This is a genomic window from Burkholderia arboris, from assembly GCF_038723655.1.
Taxonomy (GTDB): Bacteria; Pseudomonadota; Gammaproteobacteria; order Burkholderiales; family Burkholderiaceae; genus Burkholderia; species Burkholderia arboris.
This window is the reverse complement of the sequence record NZ_CP109821.1, coordinates 3301428-3315849: the sequence shown is the minus strand read 5'-3', so window position 1 is coordinate 3315849 and position 14422 is coordinate 3301428. Positions and strand designations below refer to the sequence as shown.

Sequence of the window (14422 nt, the reverse complement as noted above, 5' to 3'; positions counted from 1 at the left end):
AATAGCCGAAATCTTCCTCGAAACCCTTGCGAAGCCGGGAACAATCCCCAAATGGGCAGGGCAATTGCTCTACAATCTTCATTCTCCCGCTCGCGAGTGATTCATGGTTCCCCACCTCGTTACCGCGTTGAACGGTCCGCTGCTCGAACTCGAGCAGAAGATCCTCGACGCGACGCCTGCGATCGAACGCTGGTTCAGGCTCGAATGGCAGGAACACACCCCGCCGTTCTATTGTTCGGTGGACCTGCGCAACGCCGGCTTCAAGCTGGCCCCCGTCGACGCGAACCTGTTTCCCGGCGCATTCAACAATCTGCCGTCCGAAGTGCTGCCGCTTGCCGTGCAGGCCGCGATGGCCGCGATCGAGAAGATCTGCCCGGACGCGAAGAACCTGCTCGTGATTCCCGAGCTGCCGACCCGCAACGCGTTCTACCTCGAAAACGTCGCGCGCCTCGCGACGATCATGCGCCAGGCCGGCCTGAACGTGCGCTTCGGCTCGCTCGACCCGAGCATCACCGACATGACGCCGATCACGCTGGCCGACGGCCAGAAGATCGTGCTCGAACCGCTCGAGCGTTCGCAGCGCCGCCTCGGCCTGAAGAATTTCGATCCGTGCTCGATCCTGCTGAACAACGACCTGTCGGCCGGCATTCCGGCCGTGCTGGAAAACCTGCACGAGCAGTACCTGCTGCCGCCGCTGCACGCGGGCTGGGCCGTGCGCCGCAAGTCGACGCACTTCTCGTGCTACGACGACGTCGCGAAGAAGTTCGCGAAGATGGTCGGCGTCGATCCGTGGATGGTGAATCCGTATTTCGCGCACGTGGAAGGCGTCGACTGGCAGGCGCATGAAGGCGAGCAGGCGCTCGCCGACGCAATCGACGGCGTGCTGAAGAAGATCGCGCGCAAGTATCGCGAATACGGGATCAGCGAGAAGCCGTACGTCGTCGTGAAGGCCGACGCGGGCACGGCAGGGCGCGGCGTGATGACCGTGCACGATGCGGCCGAGATCGGCCGCATGACGAAGGCCGAGCGCGCGCAGATGGCCGAGTCGAAGGCCGGCCTCGCGGTGCGCGACGTGATCGTGCAGGAGGGCGTCTACACGTTCGAGCGCGTCGGCGACGAAGTCGCGGAGCCGGTCGTGTACATGATCGACCGCTACGTGGTCGGCGGTTTCTACCGCACGCACGGCGGCCGCGAGCGCGACCAGAACCTGAACGCGCCCGGCATGCACTACGTGCCGCTCGGCTTCGAGCACACCGCGCTGCCGGATGCCGGCGCGAAGCCGGGTGCCGCGCCGCCGAACCGTTTCTACATGTACGGCGTTGTCGCGCGGCTGTCGCTGATCGCGTCGTCGATCGAACTGGAAAAGACCGATCCCGAAGCCATCCAGGTGTAACGGACCTTCGCTACGTACAGGACCCGCATGGACATTCTCTTTATCGCCGACCCGCTCGAGCGCTTCAAGATCTACAAGGATTCGACCTACGCGATGATGGCCGAGGCCGCGCGCCGCGGGCATGCGGTGTACGCGTGCGAGCCGAACCACCTCGCGTGGACGGGCACCTCGGTCGAGGCCGACGTGCGGCGCATCACGTTCGTCGGCGAGCTGGACGACCTGCATCGCGAGACGTGGTTCGAAGCGGGCCCGGTCGACGCGCGCCGCCTCGAATCGTTCGGCGCGGTGCTGATGCGCAAGGATCCGCCGTTCGACATGGAGTACGTGACGTCGACCTGGCTGCTCGAGCTGGCCGAGCGCGCGGGCGCCCGCGTGTTCAACAAGGCGCAGTCGATCCGCGACCATTCGGAGAAGCTCGCGATCGGCGAGTTTCCGCAGTTCGTCGCGCCGACACTGGTCACGCGCGACGCGAAACGGCTGCGCGCGTTCCACGCCGAGCATGGCGACGTGATCCTGAAGCCGCTCGACGGGATGGGCGGGATGGGCGTGTTCCGCGTGAAGCCGGACGGCATGAACCTCGGTTCGATCGTCGAGATGCTGAGCCACGACGGCACGCGCTCCGTGATGGCGCAGAAGTTCATCCCCGAGATCAAGGCCGGCGACAAGCGCATCCTGCTGATCGGCGGCGAGCCGGTGCCGTATTCGCTCGCGCGGATTCCGCAGGGCAGCGAGGTGCGCGGCAATCTGGCGGCCGGCGGCCTGGGTGTCGCGCAGCCGCTGACGGCCCGCGATCGCGAGATCGCCGACACGCTCGGCCCGGTGCTCGCGTCGCGCGGGCTGCTGCTGGTCGGCCTCGATGCGATCGGCGACTGGCTGACCGAGGTGAACGTCACGAGTCCGACGTGCTTCCGCGAGATCATGGAGCAAACGGGTTTCGACGTCGCCGCGATGTTCATCGACGCGCTGGAGCGTGCGGCCGCATAGGCCGCATCCCGCGCAACCCCGGCGGCGGCCGCGCAGGTCCCCCGTCGCCGGAGCAGCTTGACCGGCCTGCTACAATGCCCGCTGCCCGGTGCCGTGATCGGCGCACCGAAGGCCCGGCGGTCGGGCCGATACTGTTGCAAGGCTGAACATGAAACGTTTCCCACACTCGCTACGCTCATTGCCCCGCCGCGGGGTATCGGCCCGCCAGGGGCGGCCGGGAGCGATCTGACATGGCCGGGATCCTGATCATCGCGCACGCTCCGCTCGCCACCGCGCTGCGGGACTGCATCGCGCACATCTACGGCGGCGTGCCCGCCCGCATCGGCTGTATCGACGTGATGGCGGACAACGATCCGGCCCAGGTGATGGCGTTCGCGCACGCGGAACTCGCGCGGCTCAAGGAAGAGAACGGCGTGATCGTGCTGACCGACATGTACGGCGCGACGCCCGCGAACATCGCCGGCCAGCTCGCGAAAATCGACAACGTGCGCGTGCTGGCGGGCGTGAACCTGCCGATGCTCGTACGGGCCGTCTGCTACCGCACCGTGCCGCTCGACAAGCTGGTCGACAAGGCGCTGTCCGGCGGCGCGAAGGGCGTCCACGAGGTGTCGTCCGGCACGCCGCCGCCGCCGACGGAAACCGGCTGCGGCCAGTGCGCGCCGATTCCGCCCGAACCGCAGCCGCGCACCGAATCGCACTGATTGCCCGTTTTCCGTTTTAGACAGCACCGCCGACGCGCGCCGCCGGCGGCCCCGACCGACCCGACCGAGAATCATGCTTCAACAAGAAACCACCATCGTCAATAAATTGGGGCTCCATGCGCGCGCATCGGCCAAGCTTACGCAACTGGCCGGCAACTTCCAGTCGGAAGTCTGGATGACGCGCAACGGGCGCAAGATCAATGCGAAGAGCATCATGGGCGTGATGATGCTGGCGGCCGGCATCGGCAGCACCGTGACGATCGAGACCGAAGGGGCCGACGAGCAGGAGGCGATGGACGCGCTGCTGAAGCTGATCGCCGACAAGTTCGGCGAAGGACAGTGATCGCCACGCGGGATCGTTGCCGTTTCCAGTCAGAATGCCGCGGATTTCGCGGCATTTTTTTCGTCGGAAGCATTGATGCGGAATGCGCAATGCTGCGGTGCATGCAGTCAGCGGGGAGTCGCGGAATTTATAATCGCTAACCGGGGTCATAAGCGCATCGCAGCAGTGTGCCGCGGCTTTACTTGTACAGAGGAGGTGCGCGTGTCCTTCACGCTGCATGGCATTCCCGTCTCACGTGGTATCGCGATCGGGCGAGCGTATCTGATCGCGCCGGCGGCGCTCGACGTCGCCCATTACCTGGTCGAGGCCAACCAGATCGACGCCGAGGTCGAGCGATTCCGCACGGCGCTCGACGTCGTGCATCACGAACTCGAAGCGCTGCGCGCCGACCTGACCGACGACACCCCGAGCGAAGTCGGCGCATTCATCGACGTTCACGCGATGATCCTGAGCGACGAAATGCTCGTCCAGGAAACCATCGACCTGATCCGCGCGCGCCGCTACAACGTCGAATGGGCGCTGACCGAGCAGCTCGAACTGCTCACGCGCCACTTCGACGACATCGAGGACGAATACCTGCGCGAGCGCAAGGCCGACATCGAGCAGGTGGTCGAGCGCGTGCTGAAGGCGCTCGCCGGCGCGCCATCCGCGTCGCAGGCACTCGACCGCGCGGCCAAGAACGGCACGAACGAGATGATCGTCGTCGCGCACGACATCGCGCCGGCCGACATGATGCAGTTCAAGACGCAGTCGTTCCAGGCGTTCGTCACCGATCTCGGCGGGCGCACGTCGCACACGGCGATCGTCGCGCGCAGCCTCGGCATTCCGGCCGCGGTCGGCGTGCAGCACGCGAGCGCGCTGATCCGCCAGGACGATCTGATCATCGTCGACGGCGACCAGGGCATCGTGATCGTCGATCCCGCACCGATCGTCCTCGAGGAATATTCGTACCGCCAGTCCGAGAAGCAACTGGAGCAACGCAAGCTGCAGCGTCTCAAGTTCTCGCCGACGCAAACGTTGTGCGGCACCAAGATCGAGCTGTACGCGAACATCGAGCTGCCCGACGACGCGAAGGCGGCCGTCGAGGCCGGCGCGGTCGGCGTCGGCCTGTTCCGCTCCGAGTTCCTGTTCATGCATCAGAAGGAGATGCCGGAAGAGGAGGAGCAGTTCGCCGCGTACAAGCGTGCCGTCGAGTGGATGAAGGGCATGCCGGTGACGATCCGCACGATCGACGTCGGCGCGGACAAGCCGCTCGAGGCGCTCGACGAAGGCTATGAAACGGCGCCGAACCCGGCGCTCGGCCTGCGTGCGATCCGTTGGAGCCTGTCCGAGCCGCAGATGTTCCTCACGCAGCTGCGCGCGATCCTGCGCGCGTCCGCGTTCGGCCAGGTGAAGATCCTGATCCCGATGCTCGCGCACGCGCAGGAGATCGACCAGACGCTCGACCTGATCCGCGAGGCGAAGCGCCAGCTCGACGACGCGGGGCTCGCCTACGATCCGAACGTGCGCATCGGCGCGATGATCGAGATTCCGGCCGCGGCGATCGCGCTGCCGCTGTTCCTGAAGCGGTTCGATTTCCTGTCGATCGGCACGAACGACCTGATCCAGTACACGCTCGCGATCGACCGCGCCGACAACGCGGTCGCGCACCTGTACGACCCGCTGCATCCGGCCGTGCTGCACCTGATTGCCTATACGTTGCGCGAAGCGAAACGCGCGGGCGTGTCGGTGTCGGTGTGCGGGGAGATGGCCGGCGATCCGGCGCTCACGCGTCTGTTGCTCGGGATGGGGCTCACCGAGTTCTCGATGCACCCGAGCCAGCTGCTCGTCGTGAAACAGGAGATCCTGCGCGCGCATCTGAAGGCGCTCGAGAAGCCGACGGCCGACGTGCTGGCCGCGTTCGAGCCCGAAGAGGTGCAGGCGGCGCTGCAGCGGTTGTCGGTCGCCGAGCCGCGTGCGGATGCGGCTGCGTAGGCGTTCAAGCCGCCGCTAACTGTAGTGAAGTGTCACGCGTGCGCCGCCCGGCGCATGCCCGCCGCGCGTCAGTGCCGGCCCCCGCACACGGGGCAGTCGGCCTGGCGCGCGATTTTCATCGTGGTCCATTCCATCCGCAGCGAATCGAGCATCATCAGCCGCCCGTTGAGCGTCTTGCCGATGCCACCGATCACGCGCAGCGCTTCGGCCGCCTGCATCGCGCCGATGATGCCGACCGTCGGGGCGAACACGCCCATCGTCGCGCATGCGACTTCCTCGAACGGCTGGTCTTCCGGGAACACGCACGCATAGCAGGGCGCGGCCGGATCGCGGAAGTCGAACGTGCTGATCTGGCCGTCGAAACGCAGCGCGGCGCCCGACACGAGCGGCACGCCGTGCGCGACGCACGCGCGGTTGATCGCGTGGCGCGTCGCGAAGTTGTCGGTGCAGTCGAGCACGACGGTCGCGCGCGGCACGTGCGCATCGAGCCAGGCATCGTCGACGCGCTCCGCGACCGCATGCACCGTCACGCCGGGATTCAGTTGCGCGAGCGCGTCGCGCCCCGATTCGACCTTGCTGCGGCCGACCGATGCCGTCACGTGCAGGATTTGCCGCTGCAGGTTCGTGAGGTCGACCGTGTCGGCATCGACGAGCGTGATCGTGCCGACGCCCGAGGCCGCGAGGTACATCGCGGCGGGCGAGCCGAGGCCGCCCGCGCCGACGACGATCGCATGCGCATCGAGAAAGCGCTGCTGCGCCTCGATGCCGATTTCGTCGACGAGGATGTGTCGGGAGTAGCGCAGGAGTTGATCGTCGTTCATGGGGAGTCGTGGGCGAGGCGGGCGGACGTGTCGTTATTTTAGGCGCGCATGAAAAACGGGCCATCGCGGTCTTCCCGCGATGGCCCGTCGGATGCCGGCCGGCGCTTACTTCGGCGCCGACGCGGGCTTCGGTGCGGACGCCGGCTTTGCGCTTGCGGCCGATGCCTTCGAGGCCGCAGCGGCCTTGCCGGCCGGGCTCTTCGTCGTGCTCTCGGCGAGCAGCGACTTCGATTCCTGGACCGGCTTGCCTTCGAGCTTGTTGAGCGCCTGCTGCATCATGAAGTCGTCGGTGCTGCCGAACTCGATCGGCTTGCGATCGCGATCCTTCTGGCGCTGCTCCGGCGTCTTCTTGTCGTTCTGCTCTTCGAGGACGCGCAGCTGATCCATCCGGCGCTGCTCGCGCTCTTCCTGTTCCTTCTTCTCGTTCGGGTCCTGCGTGTTCGCGAGGTGGTTCGTGTAGTCGACCTCACGCGTCACGAGCACGTCGTCCGGATCGCCGTCTGCGTACTGATCGACCGGCACGTCCGGCGTGATGCCCTTGTTCTGGATCGAACGGCCGCTCGGCGTGTAGTAGTACGCGGTGGTCAGGCGCAGCGCGGTGTCGGCCGTCATCGGGCGGACTGTCTGCACCGACCCCTTGCCGAACGTCGTCTTGCCCATGATCTGCGCGCGCTTCGAATCCTGCAGCGCGCCGGCGACGATTTCGGACGCGGACGCCGAATAGGCGTTCGTCAGCACGATCATCGGCACGGTCTTGAACACCGGCGGCAGGTTCTTCAGCGGATCGCCGTCGAAAGAAGGCAGGCGATAGTTGTCGTACGTATCGCGGTAGACCTGCTTCGAATCGGGGATCTGGCCGTTGGTCGACACGACGACCGAGTCGGGCGGCAGGAACGCGCCGGCCACGCCGACCGCGCTCTGCAGCAGGCCGCCGCCGTTGTTGCGCAGGTCGAGGACGAGGCCCTTCAGGTTCGGCTGCTGGCGCGCGATGTCCTGCAGCTTCGCCGCGAGGTCAGGCGTCGTGCGCTCCTGGAAGCTCGTGATGCGGACATACGCGTAGCCCGGATCGAGGATCTTCATCTTCACGCTCTGGACCTTGATGATCGCGCGCGTGACCGTGACCGGGAACGTGCGGTCGTCGCTCTTGCGGAAGATCGTCAGCGTGACTTTGGTGCCCGGCTCGCCGCGCATCTGCTTGACGGCCTTGTCGAGCGTCATGCCGCGCACCGGCTTGTCGTTGATGCGGGTGATCAGGTCGCCCGGACGGATGCCGGCGCGGAACGCGGGGGTATCTTCGATCGGCGAGATCACCTTGACGAGGCCGTCTTCCTGCGAGATCTCGATGCCGAGACCCGCGAAGCGGCCCTTCGTCTGCTCCTGCAGCTCGTCATAGTCGGTCTTGTCGAGGAACGACGAGTGCGGGTCGAGGCTCGACACCATGCCCTTGATCGCCGCCGTCAGCAGCTTCTTGTCGTCGACCGGTTCGACGTACTCGCGCTTGATCTGGCCGAAGACTTCCGCGAACAGGCGGAGCTGGTCGAGGGGAAGCGGCGCCGTGGCGGTCTGCTCGGCCGATGCGGAAACCTGCAGCGTGGCGAATACGCCCGTGGCGAGGCCCGCGGCAATCAGGCCGATGTTCTTCAATTTCATTCGCATAGAGATCTGGTGCGGTCGGGAAGCGCGTGGCGGTAGCGGGGATGTAGCGGACAAGTATAACTGTTCGTCCGATCACTCAGTGGAACGGCGCGAAAAGCGTCGAACAGGGCCCGGAGCCGGCCCGGCAAGGCACCGCCGGCCGCACTGCGGGTTCGAAAGCGGATTCGACAGCAGCGGGGCCGCGAAGGTTCGCGCGGGGTGCGGGCCGCGGCCGGGCACCCCGCGCCGGACGCGGCGCGCCCGGCGCGACGGGCGTCAGCCTGCCTTGCCCTGCTTCGCGACGGCGGCCTGCGCCTGCGCGATCGCGTCCTGGTCGCCGAGGTAATAGTGCTTGATCGGCTTCAGGTTTTCGTCGAGTTCATACACGAGCGGCACGCCGTTCGGGATGTTCAGGCCGACGATGTCGCTGTCCGAGATGCCGTCGAGGTACTTGATCAGCGCGCGCAGCGAGTTGCCGTGCGCGGCGATCAGCACCTGCTTGCCGGCGCGCACGGCCGGCGCGATCGACTCGTTCCACAGCGGCAGCACGCGCGCGACCGTGTCCTTCAGGCACTCGGTGAGCGGCAGCTGCTCGCGCGGCACCTTCGCATAGCGCGGGTCGTTGAACGGCGCGCGCTCGTCGGTCGGCTCCAGTGCGGGCGGCGGCGTGTCGTAGCTGCGGCGCCACACGAGCACCTGGTCGTCGCCGAACTTCGCGGCCGTTTCCGCCTTGTTCAGGCCCGACAGCGCGCCGTAGTGGCGCTCGTTCAGGCGCCACGAATGGACGACCGGCAGGTACATCAGGTCCATCCGGTCCTGCACGTGCCACAGCGTGCGGATCGCGCGCTTGAGCACCGACGTGTACGCGATGTCGAACGTGTAGCCGGCCTCCTTGAGCAATTCGCCGGCCTGATAGGCCTCGTTGCGACCCTGTTCGGTCAGGTCGACGTCGACCCAGCCGGTGAAGCGGTTTTCCTTGTTCCACGTCGATTCGCCGTGGCGGATGAGAACGAGTTTGTACATGGATCTTGCGGTCGGTAGTGATAGGGAAGCGGGGCGCGTCGCACGGGACCCGACCGGGGCCCGCCATCGCGCAAGACGGTTATTTTATAATGGCGGGATTGTCCTCATCCGATTTCTCTTTTTCCGGCGGAATTCCGTGACGTTCTTTACCGATTACACGAACCTGGCCCTCATCGCGATCCTGGTGGTTTCTGGCGGTCTGCTGGCCTGGCCCGCACTGCGCCGCGGCCGTGGCGGCCTGTCGGCCGCAGAGGCGACGCAACTCATCAACCGCCGCAACGCGATCGTGATCGACGTGCGCGCCGCATCCGATTTCGCTGCCGGCCACCTGCCGTCGGCACGTCAGGTCGCGGCGGGCGAGATCGGCGCGAAAATTGCGCAGGTCGCGAAGAACAAGAGCACGCCGGTGTTGCTCGTCTGCCAGAACGGCCAGCAGTCGCAGAAGGCGGCGCGCGAGGTCGAGGCGGCGGGTTACGCCGAGGTGCACGTGCTCGAAGGCGGCGTGGCCGCCTGGCAGCAGGCCGGGATGCCGGTCGTCAAACAAGGAGTGGCGAAGTGAACAAGGTTTTGATGTACAGCACGCAGGTGTGTCCGTATTGCATGCAGGCCGAGCGCCTGCTGAAGCTGCGCGGTGTCGAGCAGATCGAAAAGGTGCTGATCGATCGCGATCCGGCCCGCCGCGAGGAAATGATGACGCGCACGGGGCGCCGCACGGTGCCGCAGATCTATATCGGCGACACGCACGTCGGCGGTTACGACGATCTGTCGAAGCTCGACCGTGAAGGCGGGCTCGTTACGCTTCTGCAAGCGGCCTGATTAGGGCAGAATGGCCGCCGGCCGCGCCGCGGCTTGGGCGCGCAGGAATCATCCGTGGCGGCCGGCGAGAAGCCGGGCCGCTCCGTCACCACTTTTAGGGAAACACCATGTCCGACGTCGAAAACCAACCGTTCTTCAACATCCAGCGCGTCTACCTGAAGGATATGTCGCTCGAGCAGCCGAATTCGCCGGCGATCTTCCTCGAGCAGGACATGCCGTCGGTTGAAGTCGAAGTCGACGTCAAGGCCGACCGCCTTGCGGAAAGCGTGTTCGAAGTCGTCGTGTCGGGTACCGTCACCGCGAAGGTGAAGGACAAGGTCGCGTTCCTGATCGAAGCGAAGCAGGCCGGCATTTTCGACATCCGCAACATTCCGGACGAACAGCTCGACCCGCTCGTCGGCATCGCTTGCCCGACGATCCTGTTCCCGTACCTGCGTTCGAACATCGCCGACGCGATCACGCGCGCAGGCTTCCCGCCGATCCACCTGGCGGAAATCAACTTCCAGGCGCTGTACGAGCAGCGTCTCGCGCAGCTTCAGCAGCAGGCCGGCGCCGCAGCAGGCGCGCCGAACGGCACGACGCTGAACTGACGTTTCTCGGACCGGTGCTGGGTATGAAAGTAGCCGTTCTCGGCGCCGGTGCCTGGGGCACCGCGCTCGCGGGCCATCTGGCCGCGCGGCACGATACGCTTCTGTGGGCGCGCGACGCCGCGCTCATCGCCGGGCTGCAGGCCCGGCACGAAAATTCCCGCTATCTGGACGGCATCGCGCTGCCTGACGCATTGCGCTACGACGCCGATCTCGGCGCCGCGCTCGCGCATGGCGCCGCGGACGATGCGCTGTGCGTGATCGCCGCGCCGGTGGCCGGGCTGCGCACGCTGTGTCGCGCGATGCGCGACGCAGGCTGCGTGCCCGCGCATGTCGTCTGGGTCTGCAAGGGCTTCGAAGCCGACACGCATCTGCTGCCGCACCAGGTGATCGCGGCCGAGCTGCCCGAACAGCAGAGCAACGGCGTGCTGTCGGGCCCGAGCTTCGCGCGCGAGGTCGGGCAGTCGCTGCCCGTCGCGCTGACGGTGGCGAGCCCGTCCGCCGCCTGCCGCGAGCGCACGCTCGCCGCGTTCCATCACGGCGCAATGCGCATCTATACGGGCGACGACGTGGTCGGCGTCGAGGTCGGCGGCGCGGTGAAGAACGTGCTGGCGATCGCGACCGGCATTGCCGACGGCCTCGGCCTCGGGCTGAACGCGCGCGCCGCGCTGATCACGCGCGGCCTAGCCGAAATGTCGCGGCTCGGCGTCGCGCTCGGCGGCCGCGCGGAAACCTTCACGGGCCTCACGGGCCTTGGCGACCTGATCCTCACCGCGACGGGCGACCTGTCGCGCAACCGCACGGTCGGCCTGCAACTGGCAGCCGGCCGCACGCTGAACGACATCCTCGGCGCGCTCGGCCACGTGGCCGAAGGCGTGCGCTGCGCGCAGGCCGTGCTGGCGCTCGCACGCGCGCAGTCGATCGAAATGCCGATCACCGAAGCCGTGTGCGGCGTGCTGTTCGACGGCATCGCACCGCGCGATGCGGTCAGCGGCCTGCTGCGGCGCGACGCGCGCGCCGAGTAGCGCGAACCGGCGCTCCCGTGCGGTTGGCCCGGGCGCGCGGCCCCAAAGCGGACTACGCTTGAACAGTCTCCGGCGTTCCGGGAGGGTGTCATGCTGCAGATCGGTTCCACCACGCTCGACGCGCAGGTCGTCGACATCACGACGCTCGATGTCGACGCGATCGTCAATGCCGCGAACGGCTCGCTGCTCGGCGGGGGCGGTGTCGACGGCGCAATCCATCGCGCGGCCGGCCCCGGCCTGCTCGCCGAGTGCCGCACGCTCGGCGGCTGCGACACGGGCGACGCGAAGCTCACGCGCGGCCACGGGCTGCCGGCGCGCTACGTGATTCATGCGGTCGGCCCCGTGTGGTACGGCGGCGGGCGCGGCGAGGCCGACCTGCTCGCGTCGTGCTACCGGCGGGCGATCGAGCTGGCCGAGGAGGTCGCCGCGACGTCGATCGCGTTCCCGGCAATCAGCTGCGGAATCTACCGTTATCCCGTTGAAGAGGCCGTCGGCATCGCGGTCGGCACCGTCGCCGAAATGCTGCCGCAGGCGCCGAACCTCGCACGCGTGGTGTTCGCGTGCTTTTCGCCCGACATCTACGACCTGTATCGCGCGCGGCTCACGCGAACCTGACGCATCGCGCGTTGGGGATGGCGCGCGCGGTGCGCGTCACGCGCCGCCTTCGAAGCCGGCCTGGCGCCACGCCTCGAATACGACCACGGCGACCGTGTTCGACAGGTTCAGGCTGCGGTTGTCCGGCCGCATCGGCAGGCGCACGCGCTGTTCGTTCGGAAAGCGTTCGAGCAGCTCGGCGGGCAGGCCGCGCGTCTCCGAGCCGAACACGAACCAGTCGCCGGGCAGGAACGCGTGATCGTGGAAGCGGCCCGAGCCGCGTGTCGTGAACGCGAACATCCGCGCGGGATCGGGCGATTCGGACGTGACGAACGCATCCCAGTCGCGGTGCACGCGCATCTGCGCGTACTCGTGATAGTCGAGGCCGGCGCGGCGCATCCGCGCGTCGTCGAGCGGGAAGCCGAGCGGTTCGATCAGGTGCAGGTGCGCGCCCGTGTTGGCGCACAGGCGGATCACGTTGCCGGTGTTCGGCGGAATTTCGGGGGCGACGAGGACGACGTTGAACATGTTTCGGTTTGGCTGGGCCGGCCGGGGCGGCGCAACGTGCGCGTTCCCGGCCGGCCGGTTCGTGACGGCCAAGGCCGCGTTGGCGCGGCCGGCCTCTCCATCTAATTAATCCCTGGCGGTGCGCAGCGCAACCAGATTCGTCACGCGCGCGGCGCCCGCCGCCTTCAGCGCGTGCGCAGCGGCCGCGAGCGTCGCGCCGGACGTCATCACGTCGTCGACGAGCGCGACGTGGCGGCCGGCGACGTCACCGGCAACCGCGAACGCCGCCATCACGTTGTCGCGCCGGGCCTGCCGGTCGAGCCGCGACTGCGGCGCGGTGTGGGCGACGCGCGCGAGCAGGGCCGCGTCCGCGCGCACGTCGAGCCGGCGCGCGAGCGGACGTGCAATCGCCCACGCCTGGTTGTAGCCGCGCGCCACGAGCCGCCGGTGCGACAGCGGCACCGGCGCGACCAGGTCGAAACGGCCCGCGCCGCGCGTATCGTCGACCCGCCGCGCGAGCCGGGCGGCGAATTCGGCGCCGAGCGCGAGCCGCGCATGAAACTTCAGGCCGCGTGCCAGCCCGTCGAGCGGCGCGCGGTAATCCGCGAGCGCGAGCGTCGCATCGAACGGCGGCGGGGCGGTGCGGCACGCGTCGCACCGGTACGCGGCTGCTTGGCGGGCGCCGGTCCGGCCGCCACCGCGCGAACGTGCCTGCCCGATGCCCAGCGGCAGCGCGCAGACATCGCAGCGCAATCGCGCTTCATTCCAGTACGCGGCGTCGCAAGCATCGCACATCACGGCGTGTGACAAATTGCCGCACAGTGCGCAGCGATTCGGCAGCGCGACCGCGGCGACCTTCGCCGCGAGCAGGCGAACCTGCGACAAAACGACGCGCATCGTGCGCTCGGCGGAACTGCGGATCATCGCAACACTCCTGCCACCCCGCCTCAATGAAGCTTCCGGGGCGAGCGAGTATACTTCGGGCTCTTCGCCAGTGTGCCCGACATGTCCCCAGCTTCGACTTCCACCGGCCGTCCGGCCAATGACGCCAGGCGCCTGCGGCGGATCTTCGACCGCCGTGCCGCCACGTTCGACGCGGTCGCGTTCCTGCCGCGCGAGATCGCGCAGCGGATGAACGAGCGTCTCGAATACATCAAGGTGAGCCCCACGGCCGTGCTCGACGCGGGCTGCGGCCCGGGCGACGACCTGCCGGCGCTGCGTGCGCGCTTTCCGGAAGCCCCCGTGTTCGGCGTCGACCTGTCCGGCGCGATGCTCGCGCGGGCCGGTCAGCGCGAGGTCGAGCAGACCAACTGGCGCCGCTGGCTGCCGGCGTCGCTCGGTCGCGCGCTGGGCCAGCGCGGCCCGCGCGTCGCGCAGGCCGACTTCGCCGCGCTGCCGTTCCCGGGCAGCGCGTTCGACCTGATCTGGTCGAATCTCGCCCTCCACTGGCATTCGCGCCCCGACGCGGTGCTGCCCGAATGGCAGCGCGTGCTGCGCGTGAACGGCCTGCTGATGTTCAGCACGCTCGGCCCCGACACGCTGCGCGAGCTGCGCGCGGCCTGCGCGGACGCCGAAGCGGCGCTGGGCATGGCATCGCCGGCCGCGCGCGTGATCGATTTCGTCGACATGCACGACCTCGGCGACATGCTCGTCGAGAGCGGCTTCGAGATTCCCGTGATGGATCAGGAAGTGCTGACCGTCACCTACAAATCCCCCGATTCCCTGCTGGCCGACGTGCGCCGCTGGGGCGCCTATCCGTTCGAGCGCACGGCGCCGCAGCACGCGACGCGGCGCTTTCGCACGGCGCTCGGCGACGCGCTGGAGGCGCGCCGGCGCGCGGACGGCACGATTCCGCTGACATTCGAGGTGATCTACGGCCACGCATGGAAGGCCGTACCGCGCACGACGGCCGAAGGGCACGGGATCGTGCGCATCGAGGATATCGGCAAGGGGCGTCCGAAGAATCGGTAAGGCGGTAAAGAGGGGTTTTGTTATGTCTGAAATTAGCGGCGCAAAGCG

General features: G+C 67.8%; 16 protein-coding genes. 11 read left to right on the top strand and 5 right to left on the bottom strand.

Annotated features, from left to right (window positions below):
* Positions 1–103 precede the first annotated feature (103 nt).
* The 5 genes from gshA to ptsP all read left to right on the top strand — a co-directional run bounded on the left by gshA (position 104) and on the right by ptsP (position 5395).
* Positions 104–1393 carry a glutamate--cysteine ligase gene (gene gshA / locus OHZ10_RS15565; RefSeq protein ID WP_006477713.1) on the top strand — a complete coding sequence of 430 codons (1290 nt, stop codon included), beginning with the start codon at positions 104–106 and terminating at the stop codon, positions 1391–1393.
* 27 nt (positions 1394–1420) lie between these two features.
* Positions 1421–2377 (top strand): glutathione synthase, encoded by a 957-nt coding sequence (gene gshB, locus OHZ10_RS15560; protein ID WP_059233113.1) that lies wholly within the window; start codon positions 1421–1423, stop codon positions 2375–2377.
* 230 nt (positions 2378–2607) lie between these two features.
* On the top strand, positions 2608–3078 hold the full coding sequence (locus OHZ10_RS15555) for a PTS sugar transporter subunit IIA (RefSeq protein ID WP_059233114.1): 471 nt from the start codon (positions 2608–2610) through the stop codon (positions 3076–3078).
* Positions 3079–3151: 73 nt separating this feature from the next.
* Positions 3152–3421, top strand: a complete 270-nt coding sequence (locus OHZ10_RS15550) for an HPr family phosphocarrier protein (RefSeq protein ID WP_059233115.1) — start codon at positions 3152–3154, stop codon at positions 3419–3421.
* Positions 3422–3622: 201 nt separating this feature from the next.
* Complete coding sequence (gene ptsP / locus OHZ10_RS15545; RefSeq protein WP_059236597.1) at positions 3623–5395, top strand: phosphoenolpyruvate--protein phosphotransferase; 1773 nt, start codon at positions 3623–3625, stop codon at positions 5393–5395.
* A 68-nt stretch (positions 5396–5463) separates the two neighbouring features.
* On the opposite strand, the gene OHZ10_RS15540 is transcribed toward ptsP, so the two are convergent.
* The 3 genes from OHZ10_RS15540 to gpmA form a co-directional block, all read right to left on the bottom strand.
* Positions 5464–6216, bottom strand: a complete 753-nt coding sequence (locus OHZ10_RS15540) for a HesA/MoeB/ThiF family protein (RefSeq protein WP_059233116.1) — start codon at positions 6214–6216, stop codon at positions 5464–5466.
* 105 nt (positions 6217–6321) lie between these two features.
* Positions 6322–7872 carry a S41 family peptidase gene (locus tag OHZ10_RS15535; RefSeq protein WP_059233117.1) on the bottom strand — a complete coding sequence of 517 codons (1551 nt, stop codon included), beginning with the start codon at positions 7870–7872 and terminating at the stop codon, positions 6322–6324.
* A 255-nt stretch (positions 7873–8127) separates the two neighbouring features.
* Positions 8128–8874, bottom strand: coding sequence for a 2,3-diphosphoglycerate-dependent phosphoglycerate mutase (gpmA, locus tag OHZ10_RS15530; RefSeq protein ID WP_021164239.1), 747 nt, complete (start codon positions 8872–8874; stop codon positions 8128–8130).
* A 136-nt stretch (positions 8875–9010) separates the two neighbouring features.
* Here gpmA and OHZ10_RS15525 point away from each other — a divergent pair, with 136 nt between their 5' ends.
* From OHZ10_RS15525 to OHZ10_RS15505, 5 genes are all read left to right on the top strand, one after another.
* On the top strand, positions 9011–9433 hold the full coding sequence (locus tag OHZ10_RS15525) for a rhodanese-like domain-containing protein (protein ID WP_059233118.1): 423 nt from the start codon (positions 9011–9013) through the stop codon (positions 9431–9433).
* Complete coding sequence (gene grxC, locus OHZ10_RS15520; protein WP_059233119.1) at positions 9430–9690, top strand: glutaredoxin 3; 261 nt, start codon at positions 9430–9432, stop codon at positions 9688–9690. Before OHZ10_RS15525 ends, grxC begins: the two co-directional genes overlap by 4 nt.
* A 107-nt stretch (positions 9691–9797) precedes the next feature.
* Complete coding sequence (gene secB, locus OHZ10_RS15515; protein ID WP_011353285.1) at positions 9798–10280, top strand: protein-export chaperone SecB; 483 nt, start codon at positions 9798–9800, stop codon at positions 10278–10280.
* A gap of 23 nt (positions 10281–10303) precedes the next feature.
* Positions 10304–11302 (top strand): NAD(P)H-dependent glycerol-3-phosphate dehydrogenase, encoded by a 999-nt coding sequence (locus OHZ10_RS15510; RefSeq protein ID WP_059233120.1) that lies wholly within the window; start codon positions 10304–10306, stop codon positions 11300–11302.
* 90 nt (positions 11303–11392) lie between these two features.
* Positions 11393–11917, top strand: a complete 525-nt coding sequence (locus tag OHZ10_RS15505; protein ID WP_059233121.1) for an O-acetyl-ADP-ribose deacetylase — start codon at positions 11393–11395, stop codon at positions 11915–11917.
* Between the two features lie 36 nt (positions 11918–11953).
* On the opposite strand, the gene trmL is transcribed toward OHZ10_RS15505, so the two are convergent.
* Both trmL and OHZ10_RS15495 read right to left on the bottom strand, forming a co-directional pair.
* Positions 11954–12424, bottom strand: a complete 471-nt coding sequence (gene trmL / locus OHZ10_RS15500) for a tRNA (uridine(34)/cytosine(34)/5-carboxymethylaminomethyluridine(34)-2'-O)-methyltransferase TrmL (protein WP_174994085.1) — start codon at positions 12422–12424, stop codon at positions 11954–11956.
* A gap of 105 nt (positions 12425–12529) precedes the next feature.
* Positions 12530–13327, bottom strand: a complete 798-nt coding sequence (locus OHZ10_RS15495) for a ComF family protein (RefSeq protein ID WP_059233123.1) — start codon at positions 13325–13327, stop codon at positions 12530–12532.
* Positions 13328–13408: 81 nt separating this feature from the next.
* Here OHZ10_RS15495 and OHZ10_RS15490 point away from each other — a divergent pair, with 81 nt between their 5' ends.
* Entirely contained in the window at positions 13409–14374 is a 966-nt protein-coding gene (locus tag OHZ10_RS15490) for a methyltransferase domain-containing protein (protein WP_059233124.1), read from the top strand.
* Positions 14375–14422 lie beyond the last annotated feature (48 nt).

Excerpts from the sequence above, each read along its gene's own strand:
- OHZ10_RS15535 (WP_059233117.1), bottom strand. The coding sequence starts at position 7,872 with ATGCGAATGAAATTGAAGAACATCGGCCTGATTGCCGCGGGCCTCGCC.
- gshA (WP_006477713.1), top strand. The coding sequence starts at position 104 with ATGGTTCCCCACCTCGTTACCGCGTTGAACGGTCCGCTGCTCGAACTC.
- OHZ10_RS15495 (WP_059233123.1), bottom strand. The coding sequence starts at position 13,327 with ATGATCCGCAGTTCCGCCGAGCGCACGATGCGCGTCGTTTTGTCGCAG.
- OHZ10_RS15550 (WP_059233115.1), top strand. The coding sequence starts at position 3,152 with ATGCTTCAACAAGAAACCACCATCGTCAATAAATTGGGGCTCCATGCG.
- gshB (WP_059233113.1), top strand. The coding sequence starts at position 1,421 with ATGGACATTCTCTTTATCGCCGACCCGCTCGAGCGCTTCAAGATCTAC.
- OHZ10_RS15540 (WP_059233116.1), bottom strand. The coding sequence starts at position 6,216 with ATGAACGACGATCAACTCCTGCGCTACTCCCGACACATCCTCGTCGAC.
- gpmA (WP_021164239.1), bottom strand. The coding sequence starts at position 8,874 with ATGTACAAACTCGTTCTCATCCGCCACGGCGAATCGACGTGGAACAAG.
- trmL (WP_174994085.1), bottom strand. The coding sequence starts at position 12,424 with ATGTTCAACGTCGTCCTCGTCGCCCCCGAAATTCCGCCGAACACCGGC.
- OHZ10_RS15555 (WP_059233114.1), top strand. The coding sequence starts at position 2,608 with ATGGCCGGGATCCTGATCATCGCGCACGCTCCGCTCGCCACCGCGCTG.
- OHZ10_RS15505 (WP_059233121.1), top strand. The coding sequence starts at position 11,393 with ATGCTGCAGATCGGTTCCACCACGCTCGACGCGCAGGTCGTCGACATC.
- secB (WP_011353285.1), top strand. The coding sequence starts at position 9,798 with ATGTCCGACGTCGAAAACCAACCGTTCTTCAACATCCAGCGCGTCTAC.
- OHZ10_RS15490 (WP_059233124.1), top strand. The coding sequence starts at position 13,409 with ATGTCCCCAGCTTCGACTTCCACCGGCCGTCCGGCCAATGACGCCAGG.
- OHZ10_RS15510 (WP_059233120.1), top strand. The coding sequence starts at position 10,304 with ATGAAAGTAGCCGTTCTCGGCGCCGGTGCCTGGGGCACCGCGCTCGCG.